This is a genomic window from Acinetobacter sp. YH12128 (assembly GCF_013418655.1).
In the GTDB taxonomy this organism is placed as follows: Bacteria; Pseudomonadota; Gammaproteobacteria; order Pseudomonadales; family Moraxellaceae; genus Acinetobacter; species Acinetobacter amyesii.
Genome location: NZ_VPBO01000020.1, coordinates 24,053 through 47,629 on the forward strand (window position 1 = coordinate 24,053; position 23,577 = coordinate 47,629).

A 23,577-nucleotide genomic window follows, 5' to 3' on the forward strand; every position below is an offset into this window, starting at 1 on the left:
TTTGGTTTTAATTGCTTATGCTAAAACCATACAACAAGAATGTCTTTGGATAGATACATGAGAAAACTACAATTCACCGCGCATAGCGAGTCAAATCGAGTTGAAAGCAGTGCTGATACGCAAACTCAGGTTGCTGAATTATTGGCAAATAAATTAGAGCGTTATGGCTTTCAAACGTTATCGCAAAGTGGTGATCAGATTGCAGTCAGTGTCGATCAGCATGAATTGCCGCTTTCAGTGACATGTCAGGGGCAGGATGAATCAGGTCGTTTAGTCTGTGAAATTACCTCTTATCCAGATGAAGACCAAGATTGGTTAGATCGTATTACTGAGCAAAGTTTATTGAACCAATTGGCTCAAGCAGTCGAAAACAGTTTAAAAGAAGAAGAGTCATATAGTGAGTTTCAATGGAAACAAATGACAAAATGATCTGAAAAATTGAATTAAAAATCATCCATAAAAAAGCAGCATAGCGCTGCTTTTTTGTTTTTAACAGAATGTATTGAACAAGGTTATAGACATTCAATATTGATTGGATTAATGGTTCGATTGCTCTTTTTCACATAGTCACACATTTTTTCTGACTCTTGTTCATTGAGTCCCCAAAACACAATCACACCACGTTGATCAGTCAATTTGCTATCGCTAAGATAAATATAATGGGTGTCATGATAGTTTTTATCGAGCATATCTTTATATTTTTGATCGGTAAAAGATGAACAAGACGAAATTTCAGCTTCTTTACACACCGAGTCACTCGAACAGCGTTGCTTAAAGGTTGAAATCATATTCATGGTGTCTGTGCTGTTGAGCTGGGCTTCACACACTTGGCTATTGGGAAAGTCGTAGACCATCTTTAAGCTAAAATCACGACCATCGACATTCATCTTGTATGACGCTGTCAAATAGGCTTTGGGACCATCGTTCGCAGCAACCGTAGATGCTGGCAAATTTGTCGTTGTGGATGGGGTTGAATTAAAATAATAGACCAAAGCTGCAATGCCTAGACTTAAAATCACAGCAACAATATATTTCATTTTTCCCTCTAAATTTTATCTTAATTTTTCTCGGTATTATTTCTATAGTTGATTATTTAAACAAGTAAATTATTGGTTTTTAGATAAAAAAATGTTGCGTAATAAAAATTAAACTAGCGACGAATTAGGTCATTACATGTTGAATAGATAATGATGGCCAATGCACTAAAAAGATGGATAAATCGAAGTGCTGTAGGTGAATTTATCTGAAATATTGGTGGGGAATAGAGCGGTCACTAGGCAAAAAAATGAGCCAGTTAAGCTGACTCATTTTTGGTATTGTTTATACTAAAAAGCGTGAAATCGCGATACGAAGCTGTTTTAGATAACCCGTAAAAAAGTGGTTTGCACCGGGTAAAACCGTGATTAAATGGCGCTGCGGTTTGGCCCACTGAATCAAGTCAGATAACAGTGTGACATTATCTTCTTCACCGTGAATAAATAAAATATCACCCTTAATATGCGGCGTCACATAGTGACGTACACCTGCAACTGTTGTAGTTGGTAGTCCGCATAAAATAGTCTGTACAGGCTGTAATTCTACAGGCAATAGGGCATAGCATTTAGTCATGACATTTGCACCAAAACTAAAACCGCCTGCATAAAATGGCAAGTTTGGGTGTTGGCTACGAGCAAATTCAATGACTTGCATGGTATCTTTGGTTTCACCATTGCCTTCGTCATGTATTCCTGCACTTTGGCCAGAGCCGCGGAAACTTGGGCGATAGACAACATAGCCACGTTCTAAGAACATTTGCGCTAAAAGCACAGGGACTTTGTGCTGTGGTGTGCCACCTTGCAATGGGTGAGGGTGTGTAACTACCGCGAATCCTTTCACTTCACCCTGTGGATAATCAACAAAAATTTCAAGTTGACCCATCGGCCCTTGAATGAACATTTGTTCTGACATAATGACTAAAATGTGAAAGCGGGAGAGTCTATAGTTTACAGATTATGTTTATCAAAAACACAGATTGGATTTGAAAATACTCTACTGTTATAGTTTGTTTAATTAAAAATTAATCAGGATGTTTATGCTCGCTTTAATTTCTCCAGCAAAAACTTTAGATTACGAAACCGCTTTACCGACTGAAAAATTCACTCAACCACGGCTATTAGATCATTCTGAAGAATTAATCTCAGTCGCACGTAAATTGTCGGCAAGTGAAATTTCAAGCTTGATGAGTGTCAGTGAGAAAATTGCGACTTTAAATGTTGAGCGCTTCCGAGATTGGCAGCCTGATTTTGATTTTGCCAATGCACGTCAAGCAATCTTTGCCTTTAAAGGTGATGTATATACCGGTTTAGATGCTTATAAACTTACAAACTCAGACCTTGAATATGCACAAACCCATTTGCGTATGCTCTCGGGTCTCTATGGTTTATTGCGTCCGCTTGATTTAATGATGCCATATCGTTTAGAGATGGGGACCAAGCTGCAAAATCCACGTGGACATAACCTATACGAGTTTTGGGACAATACCATCACCAATCTCATCAATGACGATTTGGAAAAAGCGGGCTCTGAACTTTTGGTCAACATCGCTTCAGATGAATATTATAAGTCGGTCAAAGAATCAAAAGTTAAAGCCGAAATCATCAAGCCAGTTTTTCTCGATCAAAAGAACGGCAAATATAAAGTCATCAGCTTCTATGCCAAAAAAGCACGTGGCCTAATGGCGCGATATTTGTTGGAAAATAAAATTGAACGTATTGAAGATATCAAGTCGTTCAATACCGATGGTTATTATTTCGATGCTGAGAGTAGCTTAAAGGGCGAATTGGTCTTTAAGCGAAATGAACAACAAGCCGCTTAATTTTAAAATTGAAAAACTTAGACTGAAAAGAATATGAATAGCCGCTGATTAGAAGTCAGCGGCTTTTTTATCTTCTTCACTCGAGATGTAATGGTGGGCCTGTGAAATTGATCGTGCTTTAAATTTCGTATATGAAATGATCTATGATTTGAAGCTTTTTACGGAAAAGGATTCGAAAAATCATTCAGCGATTATCTTGTCTATCAGTCTAAAATATATTACAAAATTAACATTGATCGAACAAATAGCTTATTAAATGACTTAATAAGATATAAAATTGTGAAATACGTCACTTTTTTGTTTAAATTTTTTGTTATTATAGCCAAATATTTAAACATGAATAAAATTTTGTTATGAAAAAAATACTGATACCAATTTTTATACTCAGCATTGTGTTTTTAGGGTTTAGTGTTTATAAGAATGCAGAGTTAAAGCGACAGCAAGAAATTAATCAGGTGTTCAATGATGATTTGAGCGCATCACCTTATATGCGCTAAAAAAAATCAATCTTGCTGCTTTTGCATTGAGCTCAAGCATGGTCTTGAAGTGTTCGTTTAAATATTGATATTTTATTTTTATATATAATAATTTGAAACTTTATAAAGAAAACAATGTCTTAAATTTACTAAATTGAAAAGCGATGAAAATGTGGAAACATTAAAAAATCAATGTGTTATAATTTGCCGAAATTAATTTGATCAGTATTTATTGATATTAAATACGAATTAAATGACATAAATAGAGGAGCTGCATAGGTTTATGCAGCTTTTTTGTTTGCAAATTTCAACATTTGTACCGTGTTGTATGTTGTTGAAAATAGGATTTTTTAAAGCCTACAATCTGCCGAATTGGCATATTCGTTGCTTAGGCATACACAAAATTAATGATGAATACATGACATGATTAATTTTGTGGAATGCTTATATGCATAAAGTTTACTTCATAGGGGCTAGGTCATGACGACTCCTAATCCATCTTCCGAGAACATGCTTGAACGTCTGTTTAAACTGAGCGAAAACAAAACCAGTTTCAAAACAGAAGTCATTGCAGGTGTAACTACTTTCTTGACAATGTGTTACATCATTATTGTCAATCCAATGATTTTGTCCGAAACGGGTATGGATCATGGCGCTGTTTTTGTCGCAACCTGTCTAGCAGCAGCCATTGGCTGTTTGGTGATGGGGCTTGTTGCTAACTATCCAATTGCCTTAGCACCCGGTATGGGCTTAAACGCTTACTTTACCTATTCTGTATGTTTGGGTATGGGCGTGGAATGGCAAACTGCTTTAGCAGCTGTTTTTGTCTCTGGCCTTGTTTTTATCGCTATCAGCATGTTCAAAATCCGTGAAGCGATTGTCAATGCGATTCCAATGTCGCTTAAACTGGCGATCGGCGGCGGTATTGGTTTATTCCTTGCACTGGTTTCTTTGAAAAATGCCGGCATTATTGTTGATAACCCTGCAACATTGGTTAGTCTGGGTGATTTAAAACAGCCGTCTGTCTTGTTGGCTTTACTTGGCTTCTTGATGGTTGTGGTTATGCATCACTTTAAAGTACGTGGTGCAATCATCATCAGTATTTTGGTGATTACTGCAATTTCAACCCTGCTGGGCTTCAACGAATTTAAAGGTGTTGTGGGTGCTATTCCTTCAATCGCTCCAACATTCATGCAAATGAACTTCGAAGGTCTATTCACCGCAAGTTTGATTGGCGTGATCTTTGTATTCTTCTTGGTCGATTTATTTGATTCTACAGGTACATTGGTCGGTGTATCACACCGTGCAGGTTTATTAAAAGACGGTAAATTACCACGTTTGAAGAAAGCATTATTTGCTGACTCATCTGCAATTGTTGCGGGTGCGGCATTGGGTACGTCATCAACTACGCCTTATATTGAATCATCAGCAGGTGTTGCTGCCGGTGGTCGTACAGGTTTAACTGCAGTTGTAGTTGCTGTATTGTTTATTTTGGCATTGTTCTTAGCACCACTTGCTCAGTCAGTACCAGGTTTTGCAACTGCGCCAGCATTGTTGTTTGTCGGTGTGTTGATGATTCAAGGTATCGTTCATATTGAGTGGGATGATATTACTGAAGCAGTCCCTGCATTCTTGACAATTGTATTTATGCCGTTTACCTATTCAATTGCAGACGGTATTGCAATGGGCTTCATTAGCTATGCATTGGTTAAATTGCTTACAGGTAAGGCGAAAACTGTACCATATATGGTCTGGATTATTGCTGCACTTTGGGCATTAAAATTTGCTGCATTTGGCGGTTAATACTGTCAAATAGCGAAAGGGTGTAAACTCAGTTTGCACCCTTTTTTATTTTTATGAGGATAAAAGATGGATCAACTTGAGCTGATTCGCGCTTTGCCAAAAGCAGAGCTACATGTGCATATTGAAGGGACATTTGAGCCTGAACTCATGTTTGCAATTGCCCAACGCAACAATATTGCAATTCCTTATCAGTCAGTCAAAGAATTAAAAGAAGCGTATAACTTTCATAATTTACAGTCTTTTTTAGACATTTATTATGCAGGTGCAAATGTACTGATTCATGAGCAAGATTTTTATGATTTAGCATGGGCATATTTAGAAAAATGTGCAGAAGATCATGTGGTTCATACTGAAATGTTCTTCGACCCACAAACTCATACAGATCGTGGCGTTGCTTTTGAAACTGTTTTGAATGGCTTACAACGCGCTTGTAATGATGCCAAAGTAAAACTGGGCATTAGCTCACATCTGATTATGTGTTTCTTACGTCATTTATCTGAAGATGCAGCATTTTCAACTCTAGAACAGGCTTTGCCATATAAAGATCAAATTATTGGTGTCGGTTTAGATTCGAGTGAAGTGGGGCATCCGCCATCAAAATTTGAACGTGTTTTTGCCAAAGCACGTGAAGCAGGTTTTCTTATTGTTGCGCATGCAGGGGAAGAAGGTCCAGCAGAATACGTATGGGAAGCCTTGGATCTACTGAAAGTAAATCGTGTTGACCATGGTGTACGTTCAGAAGAAGATCCTGCTTTGATGCAACGTTTAATTGCAGAAAAAATGCCATTAACAGTTTGCCCGCTGAGTAATTTAAAACTTTGTGTTGTGAATGATATGGCTGATCATAATATTCGCCGACTATTGCAACAAGGTGTGCATGTGACCGTCAATTCAGATGATCCATCTTATTTTGGTGGCTATATGAATGATAACTTTATTGCGATCACCAAAGCACTTGATTTAAGCAATGCAGAGTTAAAGCAACTGGCAATTAACTCTTTTGAAGCATCATTTATTTCAGATGCGGAAAAACAAACTTGGATTAAAAAGATTGAAGCGTTGAATTAATAATCAGCGTATAATCTCAGGCAGTGAATATTCACTGCCTTTTTTATGTTTAAATCATGCTTTTCTCTCATTCAAATCGCTCTATATTTGCCTCATCGATTACATTTTTAGCCGCAGTATTGATTTCATCCGCTGCTAGTGCAGATAAATCAAGTTTAAGTCAGCGTATGCTAAAGCCCGTGATTGAATATCAATGCTCGCAAGAGTTAAATAGTTCTAAAATTTGGAAAGGTGCTGCGTTGTTTATGAGTGCTCAACAGAAAAAAGACAATCAAGCTGCGATTTGTCAGTGCGTGAGTGAGCATGCTATGGATGATATCGGTGCGAAAGATCTGATGACTGCTGCAGTGAATGAAACTGAAAAGAATAAACTGATTTCTAAAGCGGTTTTGAATAGTATGCGAGGTTGTGCTCAGCAAGTACTGAATTAAAAGATAATGCTTAAAATAAAAGCCACATGATGTGGCTTTTATTTTGTCTCTATTTAAGTTTTGGTTGTTGTGTCATGCTTTTGAGCACATGGTCTTTATCTATAAAATGATGTTTCAGCGCTGCCAAAATATGACCCACTAAGAGAAAGCCTGCTGCCCAAGAAATCCAAATATGTAATGGTTTCACGATGGCTAATAATTCAGAATTATCTTGTACCAAGCGTGGTATTTCAAAAAAATACAATACGGGAGCAGGGTGACCTGCACTCCAACTGAATAAGCAACCTGTGATCGGCAAAGCCAGTAGTACAAAATACAGTGCTAAATGACCCAAATGTGCCAAGGTTTTCATGCCGGAGGACATGTTGTCAGGTAAATCTGGAGCGGGGTGGGTATAGCGCCAAAAGATTCGTATCACCACCAAAAAAATAATCGTAGTCGCAATATTTTTATGGAGGGTAATGACTTGCCCTTTAAAGCTGCCATCGACGTCATAACTCAGAAAATTACCACTATAAAAGCCAATTAACCATGCCACGATGAATATGATCGCCATCAGCCAATGTAAGACCTGAGCTGTTCGAGTGTAGTATTGTGTGTTATTGCTCATGTTGATTATTTAAGCGTCTAATCTTATGCAGATTCTAATACAGACCACAAAAATATGCGTCGTTTAAAATCGGGACACTGTGTTGTGAATATGCAACACAGGCTTTGATGATTAACTACACAACTACCGAATTTATTTTAAATAGTCATATCAGATGGTGTGTGATTTGGGGCACAATATGCGCGTTAATTAACAGAACAAAGGAAATATTCGTGAAAAAATTAGTTGCTGTTCTAGCGCCATTAGCGCTTGTACTTTCTGCATGTGCTGCGACTGGTACAACAGGTACAAGTACATCTACAGGTACAACTTCAGCAAACAGCTTGGCAATGATGGCTGTTAAAGTAGGTGTTCAAGCAAAATGCGTGACTGAGCTAAATAACAACAGCTACTGGAAAACAGGTTCAAAACTATTAACAGAAACTCAAAAATCTGAACTACAAACTGAAGTGTGTTCATGTGTAGGCGAGAAAGCGACAACTAGCGTGACTGCAACGGATTTGGTTGTAGCAGCAATGGATAAAACTTCACAAGCTAATCTTGCGGCTAAAATCGTGACAAATACTTTAAATGCTTGCGTGATCGAAACATTTAAAAACTAAGATTTAGAACATTTTATACGACCCAAACAGTGGTTTTGCTGAGTATCAGTAAATCCAAATTAAGGGTCGTATTTTATTTTGAGTGAGAGATATATGAAAATTGCTGGTGCAGATGAAGCGGGTCGCGGTCCATTGGTGGGTTCGGTTGTTGCGGCAGCTGTCATTTTAGATCCAAATAACCCGATTGAAGGTTTAAACGATTCTAAAAAACTCACTGAAAAAAAACGTGAAAAGTTATTTATTGAGATTCAAGAAAAAGCCTTGGCTTGGGCGATTGCTGAAAGTTCTGCACAAGAAATTGATGAGATCAATATTTTGCAAGCATCATTACTTGCAATGCGTCGTGCAGTGGAAAAACTCAATGTACAGCCAGAACACGTGTTGGTCGATGGTAATAAAGTCCCAACCGGTTTAGCAATGAGCTGTGATGCAATCGTGGGCGGTGATGCGATTCATCCAGAGATTTCGGCTGCGAGTATTTTGGCAAAAGTGACTCGAGACCACGAAATGGTTGAACTGGATGCAAAATATCCACAGTATGGTTTTGCGAAACACAAGGGCTATCCAACCAAAGCGCACTTCGAAGCGATTGCACAGTATGGGGTGATTGATGAACATCGCCGCAGTTTTGGCCCCGTACGTAAAGTTCTAGAAGGGCAGTAATTAAGCTCAGTTGAACTTATATAGTAAACGCATGTTCTAGATAAATTTAAAGCGGCCTAATGAGCCGCTTTATCATTTAACAACTTAAATCTTAGCGATTATAGTTGTTTTGTGAATAATCAGTTTCTTCAAAAGATGGCTGATATTCTTGATCAATGTTTTGGAGATGTTCGTGCATTGCGCGTTCATGTTGAATTCGTTGGTAAATTTCTTCACGATGAACAGATACTTCTTTTGGAGCATTCACGCCAATACGAACCTGATTACCTTTAACACCAAGTACAGTCACGCTAACTTGGTCTCCAATCATTAATGTTTCTCCGACACGACGAGTCAGAATCAGCATGTTTCTCTCCTTGCAAAATGCAAAACCTGCAAATGATCTGTTATGTAAAATTCATAACTTGTAAAAGCAAAAAAATTTAGCAGTGCATCTGAAACAATCATTGTGACAGTCGCAAACTGAGTAAATTTTAAAATCCTCAGGTTTAATATAACAGAGCCACTATAAAAAAAACTATAGTGGCTCTGAATTTTTACGATGTTTTTCAAAATCTGTCTAACAATGACAAATTTTGACACACAGCAAGGTTAATTAAGCACGCGCGCTTGATTCACCTGTTTCACGATCTAGACCGAATGCAGTGTGTAGAGCACGTACAGCAAGCTCTAAGTATTTCTCATCGATAATCACTGAAATTTTGATTTCAGAAGTCGAGATCATCAAAATGTTAATGCCTTCTTTTGCAAGAGCAGTAAACATTTTGCTTGCTACACCAGCGTGTGAACGCATACCAACACCAACAATCGATACTTTAACGATGTCTGCGCGAGTTGCAACTTCACGTGCACCAATTTCTTGTGCAGTCGCTTCAAGAATAGCTTTCGCTTTTGGTAATTCACCACGGTTAACTGTAAAAGTGAAATCAGTTGTACCGTCTTCTTCCACGTTTTGGATAATCATATCCACTTCAACATTGGCATCACCAATTGGTGAAAGGATGTTTGAAGCGATACCTGGTTTATCCGGTACACCAAGAATAGTTAATTTAGCTTCATCACGGTTGAACGCGATACCTGAGATGATTGGTTGTTCCATGTTGTCTTCCGCTTCAGTGGTGATTAGTGTCCCGACGTTTTGTTTAAAGTTTTCGTCGAATGCGCCATCATCGTCATTATCAAAACTTGATAATACGCGTAAAGGCACTTGGTATTTACCGGCAAATTCTACAGAGCGAATTTGAAGGACTTTAGAACCAAGTGATGCCATTTCAAGCATTTCTTCAAAAGAAATACGATCAACTTTTTTCGCTTTTGGAGCGACACGAGGGTCAGTGGTGTAAACACCATCAACGTCTGTGTAAATCTGACATTCGTCAGCTTTAAGTGCAGCAGCCAATGCAACACCTGAAGTGTCAGAACCACCACGACCTAGAGTCGTTGTGTTACCTTCAGCATCAAAGCCTTGGAAACCTGCCACAACAATGACACGTCCAGCGTCAAGGTTTGAAGTCAATACATCTGTATCAATCGCTTCAATACGCGCCTTGGTAAATGCGCTGTCGGTTTTAATACCAACTTGACGACCTGTAAGTGATTTAGCTTCAACACCAATAGAGTTAAGTGCCATTGCTAACATAGAAATCGTTACCTGTTCACCCGTAGACACCATTTGGTCTAATTCGCGTGGATCAGGTGTTTCGGTAATGGCTTTCGCTAAAGCAAGTAGACGATTGGTTTCGCCACTCATTGCAGATACAACAACCACAACTTTGTGACCGTGATCATGCCAACGCTTTACACGACGAGCAACATTTAAAATGCGCTCTGGAGTACCCATTGAGGTACCGCCATATTTTTGAACGATTAATGCCATAACTATCCTTACCAAGTAAATAAGTCTAAAGACTTAAAGCACTTACACATATTTTAAGACCGCACTTCGGCGCGATTTTAATATACCACGTAGCTTATGAACTCCAAGGTAGGAGGAGTTCAAATAGATACTTTGTGTCTGCAGGGGATTCACATGAACCCAGCCTTTTAGACTCCATTTTCATCATTTAGCCAGAGGTTGAATATTGGTTTCAACATGATGATTGAGTTTGCGCTTTCACGCATCAACAGTGTTTAAGCAGGATCCAGCATTAAAAAACACACTGCTTAAACCTGTTGATTTGCTCAAAGGAGGTGAGTCACTTTGAGCTATAGGACTTTTGGTCTTATTTTGCAGCTAACCATGCAACGAGGTCAGTCATTACCGCTTCAAGTTTGTCGCTATAAGGCGCACCACCTTGAGCCATATCAGGTTTACCACCACCTTTACCGCCAAGTTCTTGACCAAGGTGTTTGATGATGTCACCTGCTTTTACAGCAGCAGTGTATTCTTTAGCAACCGAAGCAATGAGGCTCACTTTGTCGGCATCAACCGCTGCGATCACGATCACAGCATTGTCTAACTTAGATTTCACACCGTCGTGCAAGTTGCGAAGTGATTTCGCATCTACACCTTGAACCGTGGTGATTAATGTTTTGCGGCCAGCAATCTCTTGAACTTGACTCAATAACTCAGCGGCTTGGAAGCTCGCTAGTTTTTGGTTTAATTGTTCAATTTGCTTTTGCAAGCTAGATGCTGTGTGAGATAAAGCTTCAACTTTTTCTAAAGTTTGATCTTTTTGCGCTTTCAGCAAGTCATTAATTGCATGAATGTCACGATCAGCTTTTTGCGCAGCTTCAACTGCCTTAGTACCAGTAACGGCTTCAATACGACGTACGCCTGCTGCAACACCACCTTCAGAAGTGATCTTGAATAGGCCGATGTCGCCTGTGCGTTTTACGTGAATACCACCACAAAGCTCGATAGAGAAATTTTTCTCATCTTTGGTTGTACCCATAGACAATACACGTACTTCGTCACCGTATTTCTCACCGAACAACATCATTGCGCCTTTTTCTTTGGCCGCATCGATGTCTAAAAGTTCAGTTGAAACAGCAGTGTTGGCAATCACTTCGGCATTGACAATGCGTTCAATTTCTTGAAGCTGTTCAAATGAAACAGGCTGATCATTGGCAAAGTCAAAACGTAAAAGTTCGCTGGCAACCAATGAGCCTTTTTGCTGTACGTGCGTACCCAAAACTTGGCGCAGCGCTGCATGCAACAGGTGAGTCGCAGAGTGGTTGCGCGATGTTGCTGCACGGATATCTGCTTTAACAATCGCTTCAACCGCTTGAGCCGCTTTTAAGTTACCCATGGTCACGATGCCTTGGTGTACAAATGCGCCGCCTGATTTTTTGGTGTCTTGAACTTCAAAAATACCAGTTTCGTTTTTGAAGATACCTGTATCGCCAACTTGACCGCCACTTTCTGCATAGAACGGAGTTTGGTTTAGAACGATTAGTGCTTCATCGCCCTCAAAAACTTCATCAACTTGTTCGCCGTCTTTGTAGATTGCAACAATTTGACCTTGGCCTTGAGTTGCGTCATAGCCGTCAAATTGAGTCTCGCCTTCAACTTTCACAATTGAGTTGTAGTCGACAGCAAATTTACCAGCATCACGTGCACGTTGACGTTGAGCCGCCATTTCGACTTCGAAACTAGCTTCGTCAATGGTTAAATCACGTTCACGTGCAATGTCTGCTGTTAAGTCAGTCGGGAAGCCGTAAGTATCGTAAAGTTTAAATACAGTTTCGCCTGGAATCACTGAACCTTTAAGTTGAGCCAATTCGCCTTCAAGCAATTTCAAACCTTGCTCTAAAGTTTTTGCGAATTGTTCTTCTTCTTTCAAAAGTTGTGCTTCGATACGTGCTTGCTGTGCAGCAAGCTCAGGATAAGCAGCGCCCATCACGTCGATCAGCGGCTGCAACATTTTATGGAAGAATGAACCTGTTGCACCCAATTTGTTACCATGACGTACTGCACGACGGATAATACGGCGAAGTACATAGCCACGGCCTTCGTTAGACGGGTTAACACCGTCTGCAATCAAGAAGCAGCAAGAACGTGCATGGTCAGCCACAACTTTAAGTGAAGCAGGGTATTCAACTGGTTTGTTTTCTGCTTGTGCTTTTGCTTCAAGTTCAGTGGTATCTAAACCAATGATTTCAGCAGCAGCTTTAAGTAGGTTTTGGAAGAGGTCAATTTCGTAGTTTGAGTTTACATGCTGTAAAACTGCAGAAATACGCTCAAGGCCCATACCTGTATCTACAGAAGGTGCTGGAAGTTCATGCAGAACACCATCAGCAGTACGGTTGAACTGCATGAATACGTTGTTCCAAATTTCGATGAAACGATCGCCATCTTCTTCAGGAGTGCCCGGTAAGCCGCCCCAAATGTGGTCACCATGGTCAAAGAAGATTTCAGAACATGGACCGCAAGGACCTGTATCGCCCATTGCCCAGAAGTTATCTGAAGCGTATTTTTCGCCTTTGTTGTCACCAATACGGATAATGCGTGAAGCGTCTAAACCAATTTCTTTGTTCCAGATATCAAATGCTTCGTCATCTGTATGGTAAACAGTGGCATAAAGTTTATCTTTTGGCAGACCTAACCATTTTTTGTTGGTTAAGAAATCCCAAGCAAATGTGATGGCATCACGTTTGAAGTAGTCACCAAATGAGAAGTTACCCAACATTTCAAAGAATGTGTGGTGACGCGCAGTATAGCCAACGTTGTCTAAGTCGTTGTGTTTACCACCGGCACGGACACATTTTTGTGAAGAAGTTGCACGAACGTAGTCACGTTTTTCAAGACCAAGGAAGCAGTCTTTAAACTGGTTCATACCAGCATTTGTGAACAATAGTGTTGGGTCGTTGGCAGGTACCAGAGAACTCGACGCGACACGTGTATGCCCTTGCGATTCAAAGTAGCTTAAAAAAGCTTCGCGAATTTCAGCTGATGTCATAAAACGAGTACTCACAACCAAGTCTCTCCTAATTTCGATTTGGTAATAGCATATCAAGCAAGTCTTACAAAATTTTAAAGCTGGCTTGAGATGCTGACATAAAATTTAAAAACGCTAAATTATAACGGAAAAAGGTGTAGTGACCAATGATTTTCGGCTATCTCTATGACTTTTTATATGTTTTAAATTTAGCACCTATATTTTTAGATTTTTAAACCTTTGGAACGCTGAAAGTATTTATTGATTAATCTAGTGAGCACTGTTTTCGGCGTTTTATTTATATGTCTTGGAAAGTTTTCAATGTTCAAATTCAGCACGTTGATAAATGCTCTACGTGAAGGTGCTTTGCATTTATATTTTTCAGTTCATTGGGGAAAGTGCATGTTTACATCCAATTTAATCATAGTGTTTGGACTTGATCTTGGTGCTGTACATTTTCAGTGAAGCTAATATTTAGATCTAAACAGGCGCTAACGCTTTATAAAAATATAGCCCAATAAGCATTAAACGAATAAATGATAACGTTTTCATGTTGAAATCCATTAACATATAGATGCTTTATTTTTGTTTCAAAACGAAGGATTGGTCATGCAGCGAGTGGCAATTAATGGATTTGGTCGAATCGGACGCAATGTATTACGCGCATGGTTTGAAAATCCAAAAGAATTTCATTATGAAATTGTTGCCATAAATGATGTCGCTGATGTGGAAACCATGGTGCATTTGTTTAAATACGACACCACGCATGGTCGTTTTGCAGGCCAAGTCGAAATTCTTGAACAAGATGGCGCTATTTTTCTAGACATCTCTTGTGCCCAAGCACATCTCAAAGTGCAAGTGTTGAATGAGCCACAGCCGAGTCTTTTGCCGTGGCAACGACTGAATGTCGATGTGGTACTCGAATGCACAGGTTTATTTCGATCAAGAGAGGCAGCCACACAGCATATTGGTGCAGGTGCCAAACGTGTGATAATTGGTGCGGCGCCGTTTGACAGTGTTGATGCTGCGATTGTGTATGGTGTTAATCATCATGAAGTCAAAGCGACGGATCAAATTATTTCGAGTGTGTCGTGTACCACGCAGGCTTTGGTGCCTTTAGTCAAAATTATTGATGATGCCTTTGGTATAGACACAGCACTCATGACAGAAATTCATGCTGTGACTGCGGATCAGTCTGTATTGGATCATGCACATCGTGACTTACGTCGTGCGCGAGCTTCAGGTCAAAATATTATTCCAACGACCTCTTCAGCTCTGGGTGCGTTGAAACGGGTCATGCCGAAAATGGAAGATCGAATCGATGGCTATTCGATTCGTGTGCCGACTATCAATGTTGCTGCAATCGATTTAAGTTTTGTGTCTCAATCAGTTATCACCAAGCATGAGTTAAATGCAGTGTTAAGCAAAGCTGCACGTTTTGATTATCATGAAATTATGTCAGTAACCGATGAGCCCTTGGTCTCAAGTGATTTTAATCATTCACCTTATTCATTGATTGTCGATTTGAATCAAACCATGGTGGTAGGAAAGCAAGCAAAAGTTTTCGCATGGTATGACAATGAATGGGGCTATGCGAACCGCTTGCTCGATTTATGTGAAAGTTTTCACTCTTTATAAAAATTCAAACTTATCCAATATAGAAAACATCTACTAGCTTGTAGGTGTTTTTTTATTTTCTAAAATTAGATGAAAAATCATGCGTAATGACGTTGATGTATCTCGAAAATATTGAAAAACTTTAAAAAATATTCAAGCACAGCCGATTTATTGTTTAAGATGAAAGTCAAAGAAATATATAAAGAGTATTGAGCATGATGTTGATGTTACTTTGGGGATTTATTTTATTATTGGCGCTGGCGGTTATTTTTTTAATTTGGCTACAGTTTAATCGTGACGTATCGCAATCTACCGCGCATGAAACCTTGCCACTCGAGGAAAAAGTGGTGCTTCTAGAAGCGAACTTGAAAAAGACCTTGGAAATTATGCAAGACCTTGCAAAGAAAATGCATATCCAGCAAGAAGTTTTAGATCAGACCACTCACAAATTACAGCAAGTTGAATTGCAAAATGCAGAGTTGGTGAACCTTTTGGCAAAAGTGATCAAGACAGACCAAAGCTAATCAAAAAAATACAAAAGACTGCCCACACCTCGATATCTGCATGAAGCATGTGATCTCAAGGTATGGGTATTTTTTATCCAATAAGATGATTCCTACTATTCATCATCATTGGGTTTAAATCGTAGTTCTTTCGTTATTCAAAACATGATCGCGTATTACTTAGTTAAATCAAAATTTGTCTTAATACTGCTGCTGAAAGCATGCTAATCACAACGGTAGGCAATAACGAAAAACGTGATGCTGCAAATAGGGTAATAGCCATCGCGATCAGATCAGCAGGATTATCTTTAACAAAATAAGGTGCGATCACTGAGATCAACACACAACCGGGAACAACTTCCATAATTTGACGTTGTTTGTTGGTGAGGCTACGGTTTTTCAGTAACACATAACCCAAGATACGGGTCAGGTAAGTGGTTAAGGCTATAAATAGAATCGCGATCAGGGTGCTAGTGTGGATCATGCATCATCTCCAATTAGGAAAAATGCAGAAGCAATGCCAGTAACTGCGCCAATCGGAACATACCAGCCCGCAGGGAGATACAAATAAGCCAAAGATGCGGCAATCAAACTGACCAGCCATGGACGCGCCGCTTTAAAGCCTTTCCACATGCCACGCAGTAAAACAAGAAATACAGCAGGGAAGGCCATATCAAAACCAAGTCGACTAATATCGCCAAGTATCGGCCCGATCATTGCCCCTAGCGTGGTAAAGCCAACCCACATCAAATATAGAGCACAGCATAAGCCTGCATAGAACATCAAACTAAAGGCGCGCTGAATTCCCAAAACATTAGATTTTTTTTGCGCATCAGCCAAACCCACAGCCCAACTTTCATCGCACATAAAAAATAAAGCGGTATAAACCTTACGATTCGGTAGATGTCGTAAATACGGGACAAGGCTAGCCCCCATTAATAGGTGCCGACTATTCACTAAAAACGTAATAAACATCAGCATGAGAATATTAGGAGGATTGGTCCAAACTTCCAAAATGGCAAATTCAGAACCACCTGCAAAGTTAAGACCAGTCAAAAGCGGTACTTCTAAACTAGAAAAGCCTTTATGTGTTGCCTGAGCACCCAAAACTAATGCAAAAGGAATAATGCCTAGCAGCATTGGAATAGATGTTTTTAGACCTCGTTTAAACTCAATAGAATGCTGTGAGTGGGTGTGATTGAGTGTACTTTGTCTAAACATCAACATGACGTTTTCCATGAAGCGAGATCGAAAGCAATATTTTATGGATATCTGAGCAGCATTTGGCAGCTATTTTATGGAAGATTGCTTTTATTGTGCAATGAAATTGCTAAAATAAAGATTATTGTGAAATTTAGTGCCTTTATTGATGGATCAGATAGATAAACGCATTTTGCAAGCATTACAGCAAAATGGAAAACTACAAAATAATGAATTGGCCCAACTAGTTGGTTTATCACCTTCGCCGTGTTTGAGACGGGTTAAGCAACTAGAAGATGAAGGCTATATTGAGAAATATGTGGCTTTACTGAATCAGTCAAAATTGAATTTAAGTTTAACGGTATTTGCGCGGATTTGGCTAAAAGGTCAAGATGCAAAAACCGTGAATGATTTTGTCGCAGCGATTCAAACGATGCCTGAGGTGATTGAATGTCAACTCATGGCAGGAGATTGTGACTTTTTCTTACGTATCGTCGTGGCAGATTTAGAAGCCTATCGAAAGTTTCAGATTCATCATTTAACGCAGATCGCCAGTGTGCAAAATGTAAAAACAGAGATACCGTTACAGGCTGTTAAACTAACCACAGCGCTTCCTTTGGATTGATGTTCGAGTCTTAAATTAAGTTGTTGAGCCTGATCATATTTATAACTTTGTTTAAAACTTCATCTATAGAAAGTAGGACGCTTATTATTTTTTATCAAATGGTTAAAAAAATAACGTTCACAGAATTTTAAAATATAAGCATAAACATGGATTTAGTTGTAAAAGTTAAAGCTGTAGATGAAGTAATGAATGCTGAAGCATCTTTTATGAAAAAGTCGTGTGCAAGCGTAAAACTATCGTGCTAAACTAGGAGAAATCGGGTGTGCTCCCGATTTTTTTATGCGGATTTGTTCCGCGCTGACAAGAATTTAGGTTTACAACATGCCCATTTCAGAGACATGGTTATTACCTGATGGTGTAGCTGATGTACTGCCAGAACAGGCGCAAGTGATTGAATCTTTGCGTCGTGAAGCATTAGATTTCCTCGCATCTCGAGGTTATCAGTTGGTGTACACGCCATTCATTGAATACATCGAATCTCTATCTTCTCTTTCAGAATCGAATCAAGATTTAGACTTAGCCACTTTTAAAGTGATCGATCAACTTTCAGGTCGTTTGCTTGGTGTGCGTGCCGATATGACACCACAAGTGGCTCGTATTGATGCGCATGTACATCCTGTCGAAGGTGTAGTTCGTTATTGCTACGCTGGTACAGTACTACATACTAAACCACAGGGTTTTAATACCACACGTGCACCTTTACAGTTAGGTGCAGAATTATTTGGTTCAGACAGCATTGATGCTGACGTTGAACTGATTGATGTCATGATCAACTTGCTTGCTAAAGCAGGTCATGCAGATGGTATCCATCTTGATTTAGGGCATGTCGGTTTATTCCGCAGCATGGTAAAACAAGCTGGCTTGAGCAAAGCGGTTGAACGTCAGTTATCTGACTTGTATCAACGTAAAGCGCTACCTGAACTTGCTGAATTCACACAAAGCATTCCAAATGGTGCTGACTTCTATACATTAGGTCGTTTTGCAAGTGACTTAGATGCATTGCAAGCCAATTTAACGGCTGATGTATTGGCAAATGAAGCATTTAAACTGGCTTTTGATGCAGTGAAATCGACTCAAGCGGCAATCCAAGCCCGTTGGCCTGATCTACACATTGGTATCGATGTGGTTGAACTTCGTTCATATCACTATCACACTGGTTTAATGTATGCCGTATATGCGCCAAACCGCGCTGCGCCATTGGCTCAAGGCGGCCGTTATGACGGTATTGGTGAACACTTCGGCCGTGCGCGCCCAGCAACAGGTTTCTCTTGTGACTTATATGCATTAACTGCAGGTCAAGTTCAGAAAAGCCAATTTTTGGTTGCACCAAAAGGCATCGAAGCAGATTTATTAAAGGCAATTGAGGCAGCACGTACCGAAGGGTTCAGTGTGGTTCAATTGTTAGGTAATGATGATTTAAGCTCTGCACCATATGCAACGCACCAGTTGGTGAATGCAAATGGCGAGTGGACAATCAAACAAATTTAATCGCGGATGTGCCTGCGGGCACACACGTTTTTTCCAATTTTAACAGCATGATGCAATGAGGCTATTATGGGCAAGAATGTTGTGGTACTTGGTACCCAATGGGGCGACGAAGGTAAAGGTAAGATCGTCGACCTGCTCACAGATCAAGCGGCTGCGGTAGTTCGCTATCAAGGCGGACACAACGCAGGTCATACACTTGTGGTTGGTGGTAAGAAAACTGTATTACACCTCATTCCATCTGGTATTTTACGTGACAACGTATTGTGCTTAATTGGTAATGGTGTTGTTTTATCACCTGAAGCTTTAATCCATGAAATGGAAGTTTTAGAAAAAGAAGGCGTGCCTGTACGTGAACGTCTACGTATTTCTCCAAACTGTCCGTTGATCCTTCCACACCATATCGCACTTGACCAAGCACGTGAGAAAAAACGTGGCAATGCGAAAATTGGTACTACAGGTCGTGGTATCGGTCCTGCATACGAAGACAAAGTGGCTCGTCGTGCAATCCGTGTTGCTGACTTGGTTCGTGGTGGTGCTCATCTTAAAGCTCAACTTGAAGAGCTTCTTGAATACCATAACTTCCAATTGACTCAATTCTTCGGTGTTGAAGCCGTTAAAGTTGAAGATGTGATCGCTCTATGTGACGAATGGCGTAAAGTCATCGAACCTATGGTGATGGACGTGACTGGTGAACTTCATGCTTACCGTAAAGCAGGTAAGAAAATCATGTTTGAAGGCGCGCAAGGTTCACTTCTTGACGTTGACCACGGTACATATCCGTATGTTACATCTTCAAATACAACTGCTGGTGGCGTAAGCTCAGGTTCAGGTCTTGGTCCATTACACCTTGACTATGTATTGGGTATTACTAAAGCGTACACAACTCGTGTAGGTGCTGGTCCGTTCCCAACTGAACTTGTTTATGATGCTGCTAACGATGTTGGTGATGCAATCGGTAAACACTTGGGTACTGTCGGTTCTGAGTTTGGTGCGTCTACTGGCCGTCAACGTCGTTGTGGCTGGTTCGATGCTGAAATTCTACGTCGCTCAGTAGAAGTAAACTCACTTTCTGGTATTTGCTTAACTAAACTAGACGTTCTAGATGGTTTAGAAGAAGTGAAAATCTGTGTAGGTTACGAAGCAGCTGATTCTGGTTGTGTAGGTTCTTCTGATGCGCTTGCATTTGAAACTTTAAAACCGATCTACGAAACTATGCCAGGTTGGTCTGAGTCTACTTTCGGTGCGAAATCACTAGATCAATTGCCACAAAATGCAATTAACTATGTGAAACGTTTAGAGCAATTGATTGAATGTCCAATCGACATCATTTCAACAGGTCCAGACCGTGATGAAACAATCGTATTACGTCATCCATTCGACGCATAATGTGCTGTTGAATTAAGATGTCAAAAGCCTCGCGAAAGCGGGGCTTTTTTTATAGGGCGAAGAATAAAAATTCAAAAACCGACAGGTATTATTAACTGATAAACGCAGTAACATCCGAAGTGCCATTTGATTCAAATAAAAGAATGATACGCGGTAAGGTCATCCGCAAGTGTTTGAGACAGGACAACTTTTAATTAAAAATGTTATTGCAATACTGTGAATAATTTGACACTAGTGAACGAGTTTTGTCGGTGAGGTGCATTGCACCGCAAGATGGTTTCCTTGCGAAGCACGCTTCTCATTTTGCCAAATGAGAAACAACGTTTCGTAAGAGGTACCTCCAGCCGAAGGTTAATCCCTTTATTTAAGCCCTAGATGTAAGACTCCGTCGTATACTTAAAAGTATTTAAAAAATGTGAAATTATTTTTACGGGGTAACATCAGATATTAAATTTAAATAATGGAAAAATAAAGATTTTGAAAAAAATAAGCATAAAAATATTGAGTCAGTCAATTTTTTGTATATATTTGACACTCTTTATAAATAACTAGAGATCATGATGAATTATAAAAAATCTTTGGCATGCTTTGCCGTAGCAGCTTCTTTATCAGGTTGTACCACGATTGCTGATCTTGCAGGTGCCGATTCTGCATCATTGAACTTACAGGCAACTCAGTCTTATAACGCAATGCTGAAAGACGCACAGACCAAACAAGTGCTCGATACCAAGTCTGCGACTTATCAAAAAGTAAACCGTGTTTTCTGGAAAATGAAACCATTTGCAGATCAAATGAACCAGACAGGGCAGGCATTTGATTGGAAAGTGGCCGTTATTAAATCTAAAGAAATTAACGCCTATGTCGCACCCGGTGGCAAAGTTGTTTTCTATACAGGAATCGTCGAAACACTCAAACTCACGGATGATGAAGTCGCGGCAATCATGGGCCACGAAATGGTGCATGCCTTAGAGGAACATGCAAAAAATAAAATTGGTGCTTCTGCACTGACTAATCTTGCAGTGAGTATAGGTTCACAATACGTAGGTAATGCAGCAGGTGGCTATGGTGCAACCTTGCTTGACTTGGGGAGTCAGTTCGGTGTGGGCTTACCGTATTCACGTAATTTGGAAAGTCGCGCGGATAAAGGTGGCCTAGTGATGATGGCAAAAGCTGGATATAACCCAGAAGCAGCGATCTCTTTGTGGAAAAAAATGAATGCGAATGACAACAGTGGCAATGATGCACTGAGCAAATTTATGTCTACACACCCAAGCAATAATGATCGTATTGCTGCCATGCAAAAAATGATGCCAGAAGCGCAGCAATTTTATAAAAATGCGACACCTTCGAGTGTACGTCGTTAATATCTGAGGTTTTCAAGACTAAAGTTGCATTTTAGTACGCTATACACTTTGTGGTGAGTTGCTAAAATGCAATTTGAATTAGGAAGAGAAGTGCAGGATGCAAAAGAATATTTCGACGACCATTTTTTATTCTTTATTATTTGCGATGGGGGGAGCACCCACTATTGCCATGATGATCATTCGTGCTCAAACTCAAGATCCACAATTGATTTATCAAGCCCTGATTGGATTGTCGGTGATTATTGCCTGTATTCTTGTACCTATAGTTTTGATACAAAATGCTGTCCTATTTTTTAAGCGAAAAAATGTGCAGTTAGAAGAAAAAATCAAGCCATTAATGCAAGTTTATTTAGGCTTGAATGTGGTTTGTTTAGTCTATTGGTTGGTTCTTCAATTTTCAGCTTAAAAAAATTACATAAATACTATTATAAGTCGCTATAACTTCGTTTTAAGCTCCAAACCATAAGAATATAATATCCATAAATTCACTTATATTTTAATGGTCTGGAGTATCCTTAATGAAAAAAATAATTCTAACGAGCCTGTGTATGGCCGGTGTAATGACGATTTCGGGCTGTGCGACAGTGGCAGATATGGCAGGAGCGGATACTGCCACATTGAACGCGCAAGCAACACAAAGTTATAACAAAATGGTGACAGATGCGCGTTCTAAAAATCAGCTCGATACCTCTTCGAGTACATATAAGCGCATTAATACTGTATTCCAAAAACTGCGTCCTTATGCAGACCAAATGAACCAAACGGGTCAAGCGTTCCAATGGCAATTGGCAGTCATGAAATCAGACCAAGTCAATGCCTTTGTCGCTCCAGGCGGTAAAGTTGTATTTTATACAGGTATCGTCAATAAACTGAATTTAACTGATGCAGAAATTGCGGCGGTTATGGGACATGAAATGGTCCATGCTCTTGAAGAACATGCAAAAAGTAAATTGGGTGCTCAAGCCTTAACGGATCTTGCGCTGAATATTGGTTTAAGTGCCGCAGGCAATAATGTCGGTCAATTGGGCACTGCTGCTGCGCAGTTAGGTAGTCAAATCGGTATAGGGTTACCGTATTCACGTTCTCTGGAAAGCCGTGCTGACCAAGGTGGTTTAATGTTAATGGCACGTGCAGGTTATAACCCACAAGCGGCGATTACACTTTGGGAAAAAATGAACAAGCTTGAAGGTGCGGGAGGTTCATCATTCCTGTCTACGCATCCATCAAACTCACAACGTATTGAAGCGATGCGTAAAAATCTACCTGCAGCGCAGCAGATTTATAACCAACGTCGTTAATTCATAAGAATTAATTATCCGTTTTAAAAAGCAGGCCGTGGCCTGCTTTTTTGTATTTAATAGTTTGAAAAGTTCTTATATGGCATACCTATATCAGGCGCAATAAAAAAGGCAAAGTAAAAACTTTGCCTTTTGCACTTGAGATCAGAAGATCTTAGTGGTGGTGACCGCCTGCACCGTGTACGTGACCGTGTTCAAGTTCTTCAGCAGAAGCCTCACGGATTTCAACGATTTCAACTTCGAAAGTTAAATCTTGACCAGCAAGTGGAAAGTTCGCATCAACAACAACGTTGTCGCCTTCAACCGCTTTAACTGTCACGATTTGTACGCCGTCATCAGTTTGAGCTTGGAATTGCATACCAGGTTGGATGTTGTCCACGCCTTGGAACATTTGAGCAGGAACTTCTTGAACGAGATCAGGGTTGTATTCGCCATAACCTTCAGCAGCAGGAACAGTTACAGTGAATTTTTCACCAACAGTTTTGCCTAAAAGTGCTTTTTCAAGACCTGGAATGATGTTACCAGCGCCGTGCAAATATGCTAGTGGCTCACCTTGAGATTGGTCGAGAGTTTCACCCTCTGCATTAGTCAATGTGTAGTGGAAAGAAACCACAGAGTTATTTGCAATAGCAGTCATGTTATTGATCCATTCAATTTTTTAAGGGTTACATCATAAAGTGAAATTGCACTTTTGTAGACTAAATTTATC

Annotated in this window: 24 protein-coding genes; 15 read left to right on the top strand and 9 right to left on the bottom strand. The window is 39.9% G+C overall.

Translation table 11 applies throughout. The annotated features are described in order from the left end of the window. Nucleotides 1–57 precede the first annotated feature (57 nt). Complete coding sequence (locus FTU64_RS11560) at nt 58–429, top strand: hypothetical protein (RefSeq protein WP_078189090.1); 372 nt, start codon at nt 58–60, stop codon at nt 427–429. Between the two features lie 83 nt (nt 430–512). Here FTU64_RS11560 and FTU64_RS11565 read toward each other — a convergent pair whose 3' ends face one another. After that, nucleotides 513–1,037: a hypothetical protein gene (locus FTU64_RS11565; RefSeq protein WP_180020849.1), complete on the bottom strand. Its 525-nt coding sequence runs from the start codon at nt 1,035–1,037 to the stop codon at nt 513–515. A gap of 283 nt (nt 1,038–1,320) precedes the next feature. Further along, on the bottom strand, nt 1,321–1,947 hold the full coding sequence (locus tag FTU64_RS11570) for an alpha/beta hydrolase (protein ID WP_180056075.1): 627 nt from the start codon (nt 1,945–1,947) through the stop codon (nt 1,321–1,323). A 124-nt stretch (nt 1,948–2,071) separates the two neighbouring features. Here FTU64_RS11570 and yaaA point away from each other — a divergent pair, with 124 nt between their 5' ends. From yaaA to FTU64_RS11590, 4 genes are all read left to right on the top strand, one after another. Further along, nucleotides 2,072–2,854: a peroxide stress protein YaaA gene (gene yaaA / locus FTU64_RS11575; RefSeq protein WP_180056074.1), complete on the top strand. Its 783-nt coding sequence runs from the start codon at nt 2,072–2,074 to the stop codon at nt 2,852–2,854. Between the two features lie 956 nt (nt 2,855–3,810). Further along, on the top strand, nt 3,811–5,133 hold the full coding sequence (locus FTU64_RS11580; protein WP_111885323.1) for an NCS2 family permease: 1,323 nt from the start codon (nt 3,811–3,813) through the stop codon (nt 5,131–5,133). Nucleotides 5,134–5,199: 66 nt separating this feature from the next. Beyond that, entirely contained in the window at nt 5,200–6,201 is a 1,002-nt protein-coding gene (locus tag FTU64_RS11585) for an adenosine deaminase (protein ID WP_180059768.1), read from the top strand. Between the two features lie 56 nt (nt 6,202–6,257). Continuing rightward, nucleotides 6,258–6,632, top strand: a complete 375-nt coding sequence (locus FTU64_RS11590; protein WP_111885321.1) for a hypothetical protein — start codon at nt 6,258–6,260, stop codon at nt 6,630–6,632. A gap of 49 nt (nt 6,633–6,681) precedes the next feature. On the opposite strand, the gene FTU64_RS11595 is transcribed toward FTU64_RS11590, so the two are convergent. Beyond that, a complete protein-coding gene (locus FTU64_RS11595; protein WP_180059769.1) occupies nt 6,682–7,242 on the bottom strand; it encodes a cytochrome b in 561 nt (186 codons plus the stop codon). A gap of 212 nt (nt 7,243–7,454) precedes the next feature. Here FTU64_RS11595 and FTU64_RS11600 point away from each other — a divergent pair, with 212 nt between their 5' ends. Next, nucleotides 7,455–7,844: a hypothetical protein gene (locus FTU64_RS11600; protein ID WP_078189082.1), complete on the top strand. Its 390-nt coding sequence runs from the start codon at nt 7,455–7,457 to the stop codon at nt 7,842–7,844. A 93-nt stretch (nt 7,845–7,937) separates the two neighbouring features. Next, nucleotides 7,938–8,507: a ribonuclease HII gene (gene rnhB / locus FTU64_RS11605; protein WP_168379347.1), complete on the top strand. Its 570-nt coding sequence runs from the start codon at nt 7,938–7,940 to the stop codon at nt 8,505–8,507. Between the two features lie 91 nt (nt 8,508–8,598). Here the strand turns inward: rnhB and csrA are convergent, their stop codons facing one another. The 3 genes from csrA to alaS form a co-directional block, all read right to left on the bottom strand. Next, nucleotides 8,599–8,853: a carbon storage regulator CsrA gene (csrA, locus tag FTU64_RS11610; protein ID WP_078189080.1), complete on the bottom strand. Its 255-nt coding sequence runs from the start codon at nt 8,851–8,853 to the stop codon at nt 8,599–8,601. 249 nt (nt 8,854–9,102) lie between these two features. Next, on the bottom strand, nt 9,103–10,383 hold the full coding sequence (locus FTU64_RS11615) for an aspartate kinase (protein WP_078189079.1): 1,281 nt from the start codon (nt 10,381–10,383) through the stop codon (nt 9,103–9,105). 346 nt (nt 10,384–10,729) lie between these two features. Continuing rightward, on the bottom strand, nt 10,730–13,423 hold the full coding sequence (gene alaS / locus FTU64_RS11620; RefSeq protein ID WP_180059770.1) for an alanine--tRNA ligase: 2,694 nt from the start codon (nt 13,421–13,423) through the stop codon (nt 10,730–10,732). A gap of 573 nt (nt 13,424–13,996) precedes the next feature. On the opposite strand from alaS, the gene FTU64_RS11625 reads away from it, so the two are divergent. Both FTU64_RS11625 and FTU64_RS11630 read left to right on the top strand, forming a co-directional pair. After that, nucleotides 13,997–15,025, top strand: a complete 1,029-nt coding sequence (locus FTU64_RS11625; protein WP_078189076.1) for a type I glyceraldehyde-3-phosphate dehydrogenase — start codon at nt 13,997–13,999, stop codon at nt 15,023–15,025. 200 nt (nt 15,026–15,225) lie between these two features. Next, on the top strand, nt 15,226–15,528 hold the full coding sequence (locus tag FTU64_RS11630) for a hypothetical protein (RefSeq protein ID WP_180059791.1): 303 nt from the start codon (nt 15,226–15,228) through the stop codon (nt 15,526–15,528). 163 nt (nt 15,529–15,691) lie between these two features. Here the strand turns inward: FTU64_RS11630 and FTU64_RS11635 are convergent, their stop codons facing one another. Together FTU64_RS11635 and FTU64_RS11640 are read right to left on the bottom strand one after the other, a co-directional pair. After that, nucleotides 15,692–15,991, bottom strand: a complete 300-nt coding sequence (locus FTU64_RS11635) for an AzlD family protein (protein ID WP_180012238.1) — start codon at nt 15,989–15,991, stop codon at nt 15,692–15,694. Beyond that, on the bottom strand, nt 15,988–16,734 hold the full coding sequence (locus FTU64_RS11640; protein WP_180012236.1) for an AzlC family ABC transporter permease: 747 nt from the start codon (nt 16,732–16,734) through the stop codon (nt 15,988–15,990). The genes FTU64_RS11635 and FTU64_RS11640 overlap by 4 nt, the downstream gene beginning before the upstream one ends. A 142-nt stretch (nt 16,735–16,876) precedes the next feature. Here FTU64_RS11640 and FTU64_RS11645 point away from each other — a divergent pair, with 142 nt between their 5' ends. The 6 genes from FTU64_RS11645 to FTU64_RS11670 all read left to right on the top strand — a co-directional run bounded on the left by FTU64_RS11645 (nt 16,877) and on the right by FTU64_RS11670 (nt 22,868). Next, entirely contained in the window at nt 16,877–17,332 is a 456-nt protein-coding gene (locus FTU64_RS11645; protein WP_180009416.1) for an Lrp/AsnC family transcriptional regulator, read from the top strand. 321 nt (nt 17,333–17,653) lie between these two features. After that, entirely contained in the window at nt 17,654–18,820 is a 1,167-nt protein-coding gene (locus FTU64_RS11650) for an ATP phosphoribosyltransferase regulatory subunit (protein ID WP_180059771.1), read from the top strand. A gap of 66 nt (nt 18,821–18,886) precedes the next feature. Beyond that, a complete protein-coding gene (locus FTU64_RS11655; RefSeq protein WP_078189071.1) occupies nt 18,887–20,206 on the top strand; it encodes an adenylosuccinate synthase in 1,320 nt (439 codons plus the stop codon). Between the two features lie 560 nt (nt 20,207–20,766). After that, entirely contained in the window at nt 20,767–21,570 is an 804-nt protein-coding gene (locus tag FTU64_RS11660; protein ID WP_180059772.1) for a M48 family metallopeptidase, read from the top strand. A gap of 97 nt (nt 21,571–21,667) precedes the next feature. Next, on the top strand, nt 21,668–21,976 hold the full coding sequence (locus tag FTU64_RS11665) for a hypothetical protein (RefSeq protein ID WP_180059773.1): 309 nt from the start codon (nt 21,668–21,670) through the stop codon (nt 21,974–21,976). A gap of 112 nt (nt 21,977–22,088) precedes the next feature. Then, nucleotides 22,089–22,868, top strand: a complete 780-nt coding sequence (locus tag FTU64_RS11670) for a M48 family metallopeptidase (RefSeq protein ID WP_078194384.1) — start codon at nt 22,089–22,091, stop codon at nt 22,866–22,868. Between the two features lie 154 nt (nt 22,869–23,022). Here the strand turns inward: FTU64_RS11670 and FTU64_RS11675 are convergent, their stop codons facing one another. Beyond that, nucleotides 23,023–23,505: a peptidylprolyl isomerase gene (locus tag FTU64_RS11675; protein ID WP_078194383.1), complete on the bottom strand. Its 483-nt coding sequence runs from the start codon at nt 23,503–23,505 to the stop codon at nt 23,023–23,025. Nucleotides 23,506–23,577 lie beyond the last annotated feature (72 nt).

Excerpts from the sequence above, each read along its gene's own strand:
- FTU64_RS11560 (WP_078189090.1), top strand. The coding sequence starts at position 58 with ATGAGAAAACTACAATTCACCGCGCATAGCGAGTCAAATCGAGTTGAA.
- FTU64_RS11565 (WP_180020849.1), bottom strand. The coding sequence starts at position 1,037 with ATGAAATATATTGTTGCTGTGATTTTAAGTCTAGGCATTGCAGCTTTG.
- FTU64_RS11570 (WP_180056075.1), bottom strand. The coding sequence starts at position 1,947 with ATGTCAGAACAAATGTTCATTCAAGGGCCGATGGGTCAACTTGAAATT.
- yaaA (WP_180056074.1), top strand. The coding sequence starts at position 2,072 with ATGCTCGCTTTAATTTCTCCAGCAAAAACTTTAGATTACGAAACCGCT.
- FTU64_RS11580 (WP_111885323.1), top strand. The coding sequence starts at position 3,811 with ATGACGACTCCTAATCCATCTTCCGAGAACATGCTTGAACGTCTGTTT.
- FTU64_RS11585 (WP_180059768.1), top strand. The coding sequence starts at position 5,200 with ATGGATCAACTTGAGCTGATTCGCGCTTTGCCAAAAGCAGAGCTACAT.
- FTU64_RS11590 (WP_111885321.1), top strand. The coding sequence starts at position 6,258 with ATGCTTTTCTCTCATTCAAATCGCTCTATATTTGCCTCATCGATTACA.
- FTU64_RS11595 (WP_180059769.1), bottom strand. The coding sequence starts at position 7,242 with ATGAGCAATAACACACAATACTACACTCGAACAGCTCAGGTCTTACAT.
- rnhB (WP_168379347.1), top strand. The coding sequence starts at position 7,938 with ATGAAAATTGCTGGTGCAGATGAAGCGGGTCGCGGTCCATTGGTGGGT.
- csrA (WP_078189080.1), bottom strand. The coding sequence starts at position 8,853 with ATGCTGATTCTGACTCGTCGTGTCGGAGAAACATTAATGATTGGAGAC.
- FTU64_RS11615 (WP_078189079.1), bottom strand. The coding sequence starts at position 10,383 with ATGGCATTAATCGTTCAAAAATATGGCGGTACCTCAATGGGTACTCCA.
- FTU64_RS11625 (WP_078189076.1), top strand. The coding sequence starts at position 13,997 with ATGCAGCGAGTGGCAATTAATGGATTTGGTCGAATCGGACGCAATGTA.
- FTU64_RS11635 (WP_180012238.1), bottom strand. The coding sequence starts at position 15,991 with ATGATCCACACTAGCACCCTGATCGCGATTCTATTTATAGCCTTAACC.
- FTU64_RS11640 (WP_180012236.1), bottom strand. The coding sequence starts at position 16,734 with ATGTTGATGTTTAGACAAAGTACACTCAATCACACCCACTCACAGCAT.
- FTU64_RS11645 (WP_180009416.1), top strand. The coding sequence starts at position 16,877 with ATGGATCAGATAGATAAACGCATTTTGCAAGCATTACAGCAAAATGGA.
- FTU64_RS11650 (WP_180059771.1), top strand. The coding sequence starts at position 17,654 with ATGCCCATTTCAGAGACATGGTTATTACCTGATGGTGTAGCTGATGTA.
- FTU64_RS11655 (WP_078189071.1), top strand. The coding sequence starts at position 18,887 with ATGGGCAAGAATGTTGTGGTACTTGGTACCCAATGGGGCGACGAAGGT.
- FTU64_RS11660 (WP_180059772.1), top strand. The coding sequence starts at position 20,767 with ATGAATTATAAAAAATCTTTGGCATGCTTTGCCGTAGCAGCTTCTTTA.
- FTU64_RS11665 (WP_180059773.1), top strand. The coding sequence starts at position 21,668 with ATGCAAAAGAATATTTCGACGACCATTTTTTATTCTTTATTATTTGCG.
- FTU64_RS11670 (WP_078194384.1), top strand. The coding sequence starts at position 22,089 with ATGAAAAAAATAATTCTAACGAGCCTGTGTATGGCCGGTGTAATGACG.
- FTU64_RS11675 (WP_078194383.1), bottom strand. The coding sequence starts at position 23,505 with ATGACTGCTATTGCAAATAACTCTGTGGTTTCTTTCCACTACACATTG.